The following is a 12,437-nucleotide window of genomic DNA, read 5'->3' as shown; positions in this document are numbered from 1 at the left end:
TAAAAGTCCTGGATGGCAGTGAAAAATTCAGTTGAACGACGGCTGCTCATGCCTGTCATGCCGGTTTACCAGGCTGACCGGCTGCGGGGGATAAACTGAAGTCCGATATGATCGTCTGTTCAAGCGAGGTAAGCGAAGGTGAGATGATGAGCAACCTGGCACTAAATGCGGCAGAGAACCGGTGCGAGCAGCAGGTTTTACACAAAAAGAACCCCAGCAAGCATACTGGGGTTTGGTACTTGCAAACACCACGTCAATGATCGGCGTGCTGCGCGGCAAAATCTGTTGTGGTTCAGGCAACCCGAACGGTGCTCATCTGCATCACGCTTTTCATCGCCTCAACCACGTCGCCGTCGACACAATAGCGGCTGAACTCGTCGGTTTCGGCTTCAGAACACATGGAGACGCCCGCTTTGCGGTAACGCATCGGTGACGCCATCAGGCGGCTGGCCGAGCTGTGGACTTCATCAATCCCCATGTCGAGAAACTTTTGCAGGTTGCTGAGACGCACGCCCGCACCCGCCATAATGATAGGACCGGTACTGGTCTCATTTAGTTCCCGAAGTAATGCAATTCCATTTTCAGCGCTCTGCTGCTGACCGGATGTCAGAATGCGCGCCACCCCCAAATCCGTTAACGCTTCCAGTGCGCGCTTAGGGCTGTGACAGAGATCGAAGGCGCGATGGAAGGTCACCGCCAGACCGTCACACAGCGCCATAATCTGTCGCATCTGCCCCTCATGAATATGGGCGTCCTCATCCAGCATCCCAATCACCAGACCGGGAAATCCAAGTTCACGGATTAACGCCACATCCGATTTCATCGCCTCAAATTCACGTGCGGTATAACAAAAATCGCCACCCCGTGGCCGGACAATAGGATGAACCGGAATCGAAACCTCGCGCCGGGCGGCGTTCAGCATCCCCGCCGACGGCGTCAGGCCGCCTTCACGCGGTGCAGCACAAAGTTCAACCCGATCAGCGCCCGCCTGTTGTGCGGTCACGGCGCAATCCACGCCATAGCAGCAAATTTCCAGTGTGGTCATTCTCTTCTCCTTTACATGACTCTGGTTCAAGGCAGATTCATCAGTTAGTCTGGCTGCTGGAATGAGTTTACCGGGAAAGTTAACTATGACATTCAATTTCGACCAACGGATAGACCGTCGTCACAGCGATAGCCTTAAATGGAACAAATATGCGGACCAGGACATTCTGCCGTTGTGGGTGGCAGATACGGATTTCCGATCGCCTGACTGTGTCATCGACGCAATTAAGACCCGCGCCGCGCATGGGATTTTTGGTTATGGCGATACGCCGGTTGAATTTATCGACAGTGCGATAGCGTGGCTCGCCTCACGCTATCAGTGGCACGTTAATCCGGAGTGGATTGTAGTTTTGCCTGGCGTGGTCTGTGGACTGAATCTCGCCGTGCGTGCGTTTACCGCACCGGACGAGCTGACGATTGCCCCCACGCCCATCTATCCGCCGTTTCGCGGTTCGGCAAAACTGGCAGAACGGGGTCAGCTCAGTTTGCCGCTGACGCTGCAACAGGGGCGCTGGGTAGTGGATATGGATGCGGCTGAAGATCAGCTCACCGGCAAAGAGCGGCTGTTAATGCTGTGTAATCCGCAGAACCCGGGCGGTACCGTTTATCGCCGCGACGAACTGCAGGCACAGCTGGAATTTGCGCAGAAGCACAATCTGATCGTCTGTTCCGACGAGATCCACAGCGATCTGCTGCTGGAACCGGGCGCTGAACACATTCCGTTTGCGTCGCTGAGTGAAGATGCCGCGCAGCGCAGTGTGACACTGATGTCACCCTCCAAGAGCTTTAACATTGCCGGCCTGGGTGCGTCCATCGCCATTATCCCCAATGCCGAACTGCGCGCGCGCTTTAACCGGATGCGACGCGGGATTGTGCCGGATGTGGATATTCTTGCGCTGATCGCTGCTGCAGCAGCATGGCGCGAAGGTGAACCCTGGCTGCAGGCGCAGAATATCTACCTGCGCAGTAATCGTGACTGGCTGGTATCACAGGTCAATAAAATGAGCGGCTTGTCCGTCGCCACGCCGGAGGCGACCTATCTGGCCTGGATCGACGCCAGTGCGCTGGGTGTGGCCAGCCCTGCTCTCTATTTTGAGAAGCACGGACTGGGTTTATCGGCCGGACGTGAGTTTGGTAATGACCAGTTTGTCCGGCTCAATTTCGGCTGCACCCGTGCACTGCTGGATGAGGCCGTTGCGCGCCTGAAGCGCGCAGTAGCCGCCCGTATCTAGTTCTGCTCGCTGGCGACAATCTCTTCCAGTCGCCATGGGTGAAACTTGATTGTCGTCTGCCCATCCGTTACCGCCAGGGTCGGATTGGGCAGACGCTCATTCTCGCCCTGCGGTGAGCTGGTTTTAAATGAAATACCCGGCTGCGTCAGCGCGTCATCGGAAAGCAATGCCATCGCGCGCATGCCCAGCGTCTGATGATCGCCGCGCAATACCACCTCAATATGCTCCCAGCCTTCATGACGATAGCGCTTTTCACCCGGCCACGGCAGCTCAACCACATCAATCTGCCTGCCCGCCACGAACAGCGGATCATCTAGTTTAAACAGGCAAATCTGCCGTCCGTTAATCATCGCTGCTGAAAATTCAGTCCCAATCTGCCGCAGGCCTTGCTGCCAGCGCATCGCCGTCGTGTCCTGATGACAACGCAGCGAAATATGGTCAACTTCCAGATCGTTAAGACGCAAACCCAGTCTCTGCGCAAAACTTTGCAACGATTCTTCAAAGCGTCCCAAATCTGTCTTTAAATCATCCAATTCTGGCGGAAAAGATCGCTCAGTCACCGGGATTCCTCTCTATTTGTTAAGCATTTATAATTAGTCTGGTTTATTGTGCGCCGCGTGTCCCGCGTCACAAAATGGTAAGATTCATCTTATTTGGACCGGAATTTAACGCAAAACCGTATAATAACATCTTTCATTTCAGATTTATCTCCTGTTTAGGACCATGAGTTCCTTGATGAAAGTAGCTTAATTAATTGATTTAAAACACCTTCTTTAATACAATAAGATAACTCTCATTTGAACGACAAACAATTGCAGCCTCCCCCACCTTCCTATAAATTTGACCTAACACAACCAAAAGGAATGGCTCTATGTCTATGCTCATCGTTGTCGCTGTCCTGATCGCACTGATGGGGTTTGCAATCTCCCGCCATTGGAAGGTGCGTGAAGATAAAAGCGTAAAGAACCCACGCCGTCATCTGCGACGTCGTTAACGCCTACGGGAAACATCTTCTTCAGCTCTGTTTCCCCGCTTCATCCAACTACTGACGCCCATCCACATTTCACGTATACTTTTCCCCTCATTTTTTTCCGTTTTGTCTGCCCCATCCGTTTCTGCCTATTCGTTACGCGATGCGCTCAGGCAAGATGATGACAGCCCGGCTTTTTGTTCCGGGCGTTGTTCAGCACATGAAGGTAACTCGGTGAATATTCAGGCACTTCTTTCCGCAAAAGTCAGTCAGGCAATGGTTTTAGCCGGCGCACCCGCCGATTGCGAACCGCAGGTTCGTCAGTCTGCCCGGGTTCAGTTTGGAGACTATCAGGCCAACGGCATTATGGCTGTGGCAAAAAAGCTGGGGCAGGCACCGCGACAATTAGCGGAAGCGGTTATTCAGCACCTCGACCTGACCGGCATCGCCAGCAAAGTTGAAATTGCCGGACCGGGCTTCATCAATATTTTCCTTGACCACAACTGGCTGGCAAAGCATGCCCGCGAAGCACTGAGTCTGCCGCGTCTTGGTGTGCAGCTGGCCGAACCCCAGACCATTGTGGTCGACTACTCTGCGCCCAACGTTGCGAAAGAGATGCACGTGGGTCACATCCGCTCCACCATCATTGGTGACGCGGCGGTGCGTACGCTGGAGTTTCTCGGACACAAGGTGATCCGTGCGAACCACGTTGGCGACTGGGGTACGCAGTTCGGCATGCTGATTGCGTTCCTGGAAAAACAGCAGAATGAAAACCACGCTGAGATGGCGCTGGCCGATCTCGAAGGCTTCTACCGTGAAGCCAAGCGCACCTATGATGAAGATCCTGTGTTTGCCGAGCGTGCGCGCGGTTACGTAGTGAAATTACAGGGTGGCGATGCATACTGCCGCCAGATGTGGAAGAAGCTGGTCGACATCACCATGAGTCAGAACCAGAAAATCTACGACCGCATGAAGGTGACGCTGACGCGCAACGACGTAATGGGTGAAAGCCTCTATAACGATATGCTGCCTGGCATTGTTGCCGACCTGAAACAGAAAGGTCTGGCTGTGGAAAGCGAAGGCGCGACCGTGGTGTTCCTGGATGAATTCCAGAACAAAGAAGGTGAGCCGATGGGCGTCATCATCCAGAAAAAGGATGGCGGCTACCTCTACACCACGACTGATATCGCCTGTGCGAAATACCGTTACGAAACGCTGAAAGCCGATCGTGTGCTCTACTACATCGACTCCCGTCAGCATCAGCATCTTGTTCAGGCCTGGACCATCGTGCGTAAAGCGGGTTATGTGCCGGAATCTGTGCCGCTGGAGCACCATGCGTTTGGCATGATGCTGGGCAAAGATGGCCGTCCGTTTAAAACCCGCAGCGGCGGCACTATCAAGCTCTCCGATCTGCTGGATGAAGCCTGGCAGCGTGCCTACACGCTGGTGCGTGAGAAGAATCCGGAGATGAGCGAAGCGGAAGTCAAAGCGCTGGCGGAAGTGATGGGCATCAGCGCGGTGAAATACGCTGACCTGTCAAAAAGCCGCACAACCGACTACATCTTCGACTGGGACAATATGCTGGCCTTCGAAGGTAACACGGCACCTTACATGCAGTACGCCTACACCCGCGTACTCTCGGTATTCCGCAAGGCGGGCATTGATGCCGATTCGCTGGATGCAGAGATTGTCATCAGCGAAGAGCGCGAAGCACAGCTGGCAACCCGCCTGCTGCAGTTCGAAGAGGTTATCATGCAGGTGGCTCGCGATGGCACACCACACGTGATGTGTGCTTATCTCTATGATCTGGCCGGTCTGTTCTCCGGATTCTACGAGCACTGTCCGATTCTCAGCGCAGAATCAGAAGCGACGCGTCTGAGCCGACTGCAGCTGGCGGCGCTGACCGCGAAGACGCTGAAGCTGGGTCTGGATACGCTCGGTATTGACACCGTGGAGCGCATGTAATCGCCGGGACGGAGAGGGTCTTCCCTCTCCGTCGCTAGCTGCTCCTGCCTTATTCCCCCTTCTCTGAGTGGCAGAACGACCTCATGTCTGTAGCAGCGCATCTCATCAGCAATCACCTTCCTGCGGTCAGGCAGTTGCAATGCTTTCTGGCTGTCGCGCATGAGCTTAACTTTCGCCGGGCGGCCGAACGGCTCAGAATGACGCAGCCTCCCCTGACCCGCCAGATTCAGAATCTGGAAGATCTGCTGGGGCAGCCCCTCTTCAGCCGGACGCCCCACGAGGTAACGCTCACCGAATCCGGGCAGGCTCTGGTTGCTAAAGCGGAAGCGATCCTCATCGCCCTCGAAGCCTTAACCCAGCGTGCGGACCCTGTTGTCTCGCGCCTGCGTATCGGCGTAACCCGAACGCTGAACTTTGAAGCTATCACGCCGCTTAACCAGCAGCTCGTTGCACTTCGTGCCAATGAAGAGATGGAGATGCCCAGCCTGACCTCCGCGCAGCTGCTGCAGAACCTGGCCCGTAACACGCTCGATTTAATCCTCACCGGAGAAAAAGGCGCGGAGGCTGATGAGGCCGTCCACTACACCTGGGTTTACCGCGAGCCGCTGCTGGTCGTCCTGCCCGCATCTCATCCTGCCGCACGGGCGGAACAGGTTTCGCCTGAGGCCGTTGCTGACCTGCCCATGTTCTGGTTCGCGCGCAGTGCCAATCCGCTGTTCTACGACAAATGTGAGCGCTACTTCGCTACGCTCTGCGTGACGCTGAAACGGCAGCGGGAGCCGGAAGATTCACTGCTGATGCTGTCGCATATCGCCAGAGGCAAGGGTTTCGCCCTGATGCCCCGGTCAAAATGTACCTTCAACCAGGCCGGACTCTGCTACCGGCCGCTGAGCGAACGAGCGGCCCGGCACTTAGCCATTGATGTGTATGCGGCTATCCGTGCCGATGAAAAAAACGAGGCGATACTCGCGGCGCTGGAAAAATTATCCCCTTAAAAGTAAGGCATTCCGGTACAAAAAGCCGCACTTCATCGGCGAAGCTATATTTACGCCCCCTCAAAACGAAGCGTTAATTTCCCATTCCCGCGCTTTTCCGTTGTGCAATTAATCGCCTCCGTCGCCGCTTCTCCGGTTATTTATTCACCTGCCTGATACCTTTCTGGCATTGCCGGAATAGCAATTCATGGCTGTCGGTATGAGTGAAACAATAGCGACTCATTCACGAGGAGAGACAATGAAAACACGCACGTTATCTCAGGGGCTGGACGTCAGCGCAATCGGTTATGGCGCAATGGGGCTGAGCGAATTTTATGGTCAGACCGACGACCGCCACTCCCTGCAGCTGCTTAACCAGTTACGCGAAACCGGCATCAACTTTATCGATACCGCCGATCTTTATGGCCGTGGCCACAACGAGCAGTTGATCGGTCAGTTTCTCGCCGGGCTAAGCCAGGCCGACCGGCAGACATTTACCATCGCCACCAAATGTGGCATCGCCCGGCCAGCCGATGAGGCCTATGCCCGCACCATTAATAATGAGCCGGACTACATTATCCGCAGCTGCCACGCGTCGCTGAAACGGCTGGGCGTTGAGCGCATCGACCTGTTCTATCTGCATCGTATCAGTCCGGCGACACCGATTGAGGAGAGCATGGCGTGCCTCAGCAGTCTGGTGCAACAGGGCAAGATTGCACGGATCGGATTGTGCGAAGCCTCTGCCGCCACGCTGAAGCGGGCGCATGCCGTGCATCCCCTGGCGGCATTACAGACGGAATATTCACTCTGGACGCGGGACATTGAGGCGGCGATCCTGCCGATGGTGAAACAGCTCGGCATCGGACTGGTGCCCTACTCGCCGCTGGGCAGAGGTTTTCTCACCGGTAAATACCGTAACAACAGCGATTTTACTGAAGGCGACTTTCGCAAAAAGAATGACCGCTTCCAGCAACAAAATCTCGACCACAATCTCAACCTTCTTAACGCGATCGCGCCGCTGGCTGAGAAATATAACGCCACTACCGGGCAGATTGCGCTGGCATGGTTGCTGGCACAGTATGACAAAATTGTCCCGATTCCGGGCACCAGACAGATCGCTTATCTCACTGAGAATGCGCACGCCGCAGATATCAGGCTGGAAGAGGACGACGTAGGGTTACTGAATACGATTCATCAGCAGATTGAGGTCAAAGGCGGCCGCTATTCTGAGGAGGGAATGAAGGGAGTTAACGCCTGAAGACATATTGCGCACTTGCGCACCGTGCTGCGGAAAGGAGCCAGAAACAGAATTCTGGCTCCCCTTCACTCAATTCAGCAGCAAGACGCTTACTGGTAATTGACCATCACTTCGCTGCTTACCACCCGTAATCCCGGTGGCAACGCTCCGCTGCCGGCAAAACCAAAGACCATATGCAGGGTTTCACCGGCGTTGAGATGTGCCAGCCCGCGTGTGGTGCCGCTGGCACCCTCCAGCGTGGTGCAGCGCTGTTCGCCGCACAGCCGCACTTCCAGGCCCGACGGCGCAGGTCTGCTCAGCTCATAACGCCAGTTAATGATGCTGACCTCCCCGCCGACATCGGCGGGTGGCGTCAGCGGCTGCGCCCGTTGCCAGCTGCCACGATTCGCCAGCAGCGGTCCGTTGGCCGTGGCGCTCCAGGCACCACCGGCCGCCTGAGCCACCATCGGCAGCATGAAGAGCACCAACAGCAGCCCGCGCATTATTTGCCTCCGATGGTAGCAGTCATACGGATCTGGCGGTTGTCGCTCAGCTCCAGATTCGAGAGTACGACCAGCTGCGGCAGATTACGGCGCAGGAACCGCGCCAGCAGCGCTCGCAGCGGATGATTGACCAGCAGCACCGGTGGCGCACCCAGCATCTCCTGACGCTGCAATGCCGCCTGTGCCTGGCTTAACAGCCGATCGGCCAGCCCCGGCTCCAGGCCGCCACCGCCCTGCAACGCCTGTAACAGCAGGCGCTCAAGCGTGGAATCCAGCCCGATAACCTGCACTTCATCATTGCCCGGGAACCACTGCTGCGTAATCGCGCGACCCAGCGCCACACGTACCACGCTGGTCAGCTCCTGTGGATCGCTCTGTACCGGCGCATGTTCCGCCAGCGTTTCGATAATGGTGCGCATATCGCGAATCGAGACCCGCTCCACCAGCAGGTTCTGCAGTACCTTATGCAGCGTGGTCAGTGAGATCACCCCCGGTACCAGATCTTCGGTCAGCTTTGGCATCTCCTGCGTCACGCGATCCAGCAGCTGCTGCGCTTCCTGACGGCCAAACAGCTCGCTGGCGAACTGGCCGATCAGATGGTTGAGGTGTGTTGCCACCACGGTACTGGCTTCTACTACGGTAAAGCCCTGAATCTGCGCCTGCTCTTTCAACGCGCTGTCGATCCAGACCGCCGCCAGGCCAAAGGCCGGATCGACCGTTGCTTCTCCCGGCAGACTGCCGGCAGCCGTGCCCGGGTTAATCGCCATCCAGCGGCCAGGATAGGCATCACCACTGCCAATCTCCACCCCTTTCATCAGGATGCGATAGCGCGCAGGAGGCAACTCCATGTTGTCACGGATATGTACCACTGGCGGCAGGAAACCCACATCCTGCGCAACTTTCTTACGGATACTGCGGATACGACCCAGCAGCTCGCCGTTTTGCTGATGATCGACCATCGGAATCAGGCGATAGCCCACTTCCATGCCCAGCGTATCTTCCAGCTGTACATCGGTCCAGGAGGCTTCGGTCGCGGCGGGCGTGTCTGCTGCCACTTTGTTACTGATGCTGCCAGCAACGTCCACTTTCTTCTTCGGCTGCATTTCGCGTCCGCGCAGCCACCAGGCCAGACCCAGCAAGGCGGCGGTGAACAGCAGGAAGACGAAGTTAGGCATACCAGGCACCAGACCCAGCAGGCCAATCACCCCGGCGCTGAGCATCAGCACGCGGGGATCCTTGAAGAGCTGGGTAACCATCTGCTCGCCGACATCCTGATCGGTGGCGACGCGCGTCACGATAACACCCGCTGCGGTAGAGATAACCAGCGCCGGGATCTGAGCAACCAGACCATCACCGATGGTCAGCAGCGTATAGGTCTCTGCGGCATGCCCGACATCCATACCATGCTGCACCACACCCACCAGCAGGCCGCCGATGACGTTGATCACCATGATCATGATACCGGCGACAGCATCACCACGAACGAACTTACTGGCACCATCCATCGAACCGTAGAAGTCCGCTTCCTGGGTCACTTCAGCACGGCGGCGTTTAGCTTCATCTTCACCGATCAGACCGGCGTTGAGGTCGGCATCGATCGCCATCTGCTTACCAGGCATCCCGTCCAGTACAAAGCGCGCGCCCACTTCGGCGATACGACCTGCACCCTTGGTGATAACCATGAAGTTAATGATGACCAGGATGATAAACACCACGATACCGATGGCGAAGTTACCGCCCACCAGGAAGTGACCGAAGGCTTCAACGACCTGCCCTGCCGCGGCGGCACCGGTGTGCCCCTCCATCAGGATGATACGGGTTGAGGCCACGTTCAGTGCCAGACGCAGCAACGTAGAGAAGAGAAGAACGGTAGGGAACGCCGCAAACTCCAGGGTCCGCTGGGTGAACATCGACACCAGCAGGATCATGATCGACAGCGCAATATTAAAGGTGAACAGCAGATCGAGGATGAACGGCGGTAATGGCAGAACCATCATCGACAGGATCAGCAGGATCAGCACCGGCCCGGCCAGCACCTGCCACTGCATATCTTTAAAGTTGCCCGGTAAACGTAGTTTTGCGGCCAGGTTATTAGCCATCGTTTTTGCTCTCTCCTGCAAAGTCCATCTCTGCCGGAACCGGCAGGTTTTTTGGTTTGGTTGGGATCAGGCCACCTTCGCGCTTCCAGCGGCGCGACTGCCAGACCCACGCCAGTACCTCGGCCACGGCAGCATAGAGCGCGCCGGGGATGTGCTGACCAATTTCGGTATGTCGGTATAGCGCACGCGCCAGCGGCGGTGCTTCCAGAACCGGGATGCGATGTTCGGCAGCCAGTTCACGAATTCTCAGGGCGATTTCGCCTGCGCCCTTAGCCACAACCTTCGGCGCGCTCATCTTCTTCTCGTTGTACTGCAGTGCCACCGAATAGTGCGTCGGGTTAGTGACGATGACATCGGCTTTTGGCACATCGGCCATCATTCGGCGGCGCGCGGCGGCGCGCATCTGCTGCCGGATGCGCCCTTTAACGTGCGGGTCACCTTCCTGCTGCTTATGCTCGTCACGGATCTCCTGCATCGACATCTTCAGCTTTTTAACGTGGCTGTAGAGCTGCCAGAAGACGTCATATCCCACCATCGGGATCAGCCCGAGCATGACCAGTGAACAGCAGACCGCGATCATTTGCATGCCGTGAATCAGCGCAGTGACGGGCGATTCGCTGATCAGCCGCAGCATCTCCGGCCAGTGGCTCCAGATGTACCACCAGCCCACTGCGCCGACCAGGATCGTCTTAAGGATGCCTTTAAACAGTTCGGTCCAGGCCTGCGCGGCGAACATCCGCTTGAAACCTGCCATCGGGCTCATCTTCTTCAGGTCGAACTTAATCGATTTACCGCTGAAAACAATACCGCCCAGCAGCATGGGCGCGGCGATGGCCACCAGCACCAGCCCCCCCATTAGCGGCAGCAGCGCCATCAGTGCCTGGGTAATGAGGCTGCCGATATGGCTGACGATAATTTTGTCATCTCTGACCATGCCGTGGTCAAAACGAAGCCCGGTGGCGACCATCGCTGCCAGCCGGTGCGCCATCATGTTGCCGCCCATCCACAGGATCATGATGCCGGCCAGCAGCATCAGCAGTGACGTCAGTTCGCGCGAACGCGGAATCTGGCCCTCTTCACGCGCTTTCTCAAGTCGGTGAGCCGTGGGCGATTCTGTTTTGTCTTCGTCGCTATCTTCAGCCACGACAAACCTCGGTTGGCAGGAATTCTGAGCTTAGAATGCCAAATCTGGCTTAAGTTAAAGCGGAGATAAGATGGGGAAAAAGGGCGTTCTTTGGGGGATGGGTCTGACAATGCGGAACGGGGCCTCCCGAAGGTGACCCAGTTATTTGACGCTGCGAGCCGTTTTGCCCGCCCGCAGGCGGACGAAACCGGATTAAAACCCTAAGCTGTCCAGCAGGTCATCAACCTGATCCTGGTTCGCCACCACGCCTGGTGCATCAGCGTGAATCTGCGGTCCGTTCAACAGGCTGGTGCCTTCCTGACGCTTCTCAGCGCTGACCTCTGGCATGTTTTCCAGCAGCACCATTAACAGCTGGCGCTCGATTTCCTGGATCACATCCATCATGCGCTTGATCACCTGACCGGTCAGGTCCTGGAAATCCTGCGCCATCATGATTTCAAGCAGCTGCTTGTTGGTAAACGCGGTGTGCTCAGGCACGGCGGTGAGGAATTCGCGCGTATCCGTCACCAACTCCCGCGCATCACCCAGTTCAATCGGGTTCTCAAACCACGCATCCCAACGCCCTTTCAGCTGAGTTGCCCCGGCTTCCATCTTATCCTGATGGGGTTGTGCAGCTTCAACACAGTTCAGCGCACGGTCGGCGGCCTGCGCCGTCATCTGCACCACATAATCAAGACGATCGCGGGCATCAGGAATGGCTTCAGCTGCATCGGCAATGGCTTTATCCAGCCCCAGCTCGCGCAGACTGTCGCGCAGCATGCGCGTCAGTGAGCCAATACGTGAAATGATGTCGTGTGCCGCGGCATCCTCAGTTGGTTTCGGAAAGTCGCTCATCACATCTCCTTACATGCCCAGTTTTTCGAAAATTTTGCCCAGCTTCTCTTCCAGGGTTGCCGCAGTGAATGGCTTCACGACATATCCGCTGGCTCCCGCCTGGGCGGCGGCGATAATGTTCTCTTTCTTCGCTTCCGCGGTCACCATCAGCACCGGCAGCGAACTCATCGCCGCATCGGCACGAATGGTCTGCAGCAGCTGCAGGCCATCCATGTTTGGCATGTTCCAGTCGGAAATCACGAAGTCGAAGCCACCCGCTTTCAGTTTGCCGAGGGCATCCACACCATCTTCCGCTTCTTCTACGTTATTGAAGCCCAGCTCTTTCAGCAGGTTACGCACAATACGACGCATCGTATTGAAGTCGTCTACTACCAAAAAGCGCATGTTTTTATCAGCCATATCTACTCCTGAGTTGTCTCGCCCGGCGGGACGGGC

Annotated in this window: 12 protein-coding genes; 5 read left to right on the top strand and 7 right to left on the bottom strand. The window is 56.6% G+C overall.

Features of this window, described 5'->3' with window-relative positions; translation table 11 throughout:
- Positions 1-292: 292 nt before the first annotated feature.
- Positions 293-1,045 (bottom strand): copper homeostasis protein CutC, encoded by a 753-nt coding sequence (gene cutC, locus F3I44_RS11710; RefSeq protein ID WP_150015300.1) that lies wholly within the window; start codon positions 1,043-1,045, stop codon positions 293-295.
- A gap of 85 nt (positions 1,046-1,130) precedes the next feature.
- Between cutC and F3I44_RS11705 the strand changes: the two genes are divergently transcribed.
- The gene (locus F3I44_RS11705; protein WP_150015299.1) at positions 1,131-2,276 is read left to right on the top strand and encodes a MalY/PatB family protein; all 1,146 of its coding nucleotides are present in this window, start codon (positions 1,131-1,133) and stop codon (positions 2,274-2,276) included.
- Here the strand turns inward: F3I44_RS11705 and F3I44_RS11700 are convergent.
- On the bottom strand, positions 2,273-2,836 hold the full coding sequence (locus tag F3I44_RS11700) for a VOC family protein (protein ID WP_150015298.1): 564 nt from the start codon (positions 2,834-2,836) through the stop codon (positions 2,273-2,275). The two genes, F3I44_RS11705 and F3I44_RS11700, sit on opposite strands and share 4 nt — an antisense overlap.
- A gap of 311 nt (positions 2,837-3,147) precedes the next feature.
- On the opposite strand from F3I44_RS11700, the gene F3I44_RS24125 reads away from it, so the two are divergent.
- The 4 genes from F3I44_RS24125 to F3I44_RS11685 all read left to right on the top strand — a co-directional run bounded on the left by F3I44_RS24125 (position 3,148) and on the right by F3I44_RS11685 (position 7,443).
- Positions 3,148-3,270, top strand: a complete 123-nt coding sequence (locus F3I44_RS24125; protein ID WP_009089698.1) for a hypothetical protein — start codon at positions 3,148-3,150, stop codon at positions 3,268-3,270.
- Between the two features lie 210 nt (positions 3,271-3,480).
- Complete coding sequence (gene argS, locus F3I44_RS11695) at positions 3,481-5,211, top strand: arginine--tRNA ligase (RefSeq protein WP_150015297.1); 1,731 nt, start codon at positions 3,481-3,483, stop codon at positions 5,209-5,211.
- A gap of 83 nt (positions 5,212-5,294) precedes the next feature.
- Positions 5,295-6,206, top strand: a complete 912-nt coding sequence (locus tag F3I44_RS11690; RefSeq protein WP_150015296.1) for a LysR family transcriptional regulator — start codon at positions 5,295-5,297, stop codon at positions 6,204-6,206.
- 238 nt (positions 6,207-6,444) lie between these two features.
- Positions 6,445-7,443 (top strand): aldo/keto reductase, encoded by a 999-nt coding sequence (locus F3I44_RS11685; protein ID WP_150015295.1) that lies wholly within the window; start codon positions 6,445-6,447, stop codon positions 7,441-7,443.
- A gap of 89 nt (positions 7,444-7,532) precedes the next feature.
- On the opposite strand, the gene F3I44_RS11680 is transcribed toward F3I44_RS11685, so the two are convergent.
- The 5 genes from F3I44_RS11680 to cheY form a co-directional block, all read right to left on the bottom strand.
- A complete protein-coding gene (locus tag F3I44_RS11680; protein ID WP_150015294.1) occupies positions 7,533-7,925 on the bottom strand; it encodes a flagellar protein FlhE in 393 nt (130 codons plus the stop codon).
- Entirely contained in the window at positions 7,925-10,024 is a 2,100-nt protein-coding gene (gene flhA, locus F3I44_RS11675; protein ID WP_150015293.1) for a flagellar biosynthesis protein FlhA, read from the bottom strand. The genes F3I44_RS11680 and flhA overlap by 1 nt, the downstream gene beginning before the upstream one ends.
- Complete coding sequence (gene flhB, locus F3I44_RS11670; protein ID WP_150015292.1) at positions 10,017-11,168, bottom strand: flagellar biosynthesis protein FlhB; 1,152 nt, start codon at positions 11,166-11,168, stop codon at positions 10,017-10,019. Before flhB ends, flhA begins: the two co-directional genes overlap by 8 nt.
- A gap of 192 nt (positions 11,169-11,360) precedes the next feature.
- Complete coding sequence (gene cheZ / locus F3I44_RS11665; RefSeq protein ID WP_013358224.1) at positions 11,361-12,002, bottom strand: protein phosphatase CheZ; 642 nt, start codon at positions 12,000-12,002, stop codon at positions 11,361-11,363.
- Between the two features lie 9 nt (positions 12,003-12,011).
- Positions 12,012-12,401: a chemotaxis response regulator CheY gene (gene cheY / locus F3I44_RS11660; protein ID WP_010258559.1), complete on the bottom strand. Its 390-nt coding sequence runs from the start codon at positions 12,399-12,401 to the stop codon at positions 12,012-12,014.
- Positions 12,402-12,437: the final 36 nt, after the last annotated feature.

The organism is Pantoea sp. F_5, from assembly GCF_008631595.1.
GTDB classification, from domain to species: domain Bacteria; phylum Pseudomonadota; class Gammaproteobacteria; order Enterobacterales; family Enterobacteriaceae; genus Pantoea; species Pantoea gossypiicola.
The sequence above is the reverse complement of the archived record's forward strand: the minus strand, read 5'-3'. Positions and strand labels throughout refer to the sequence as shown.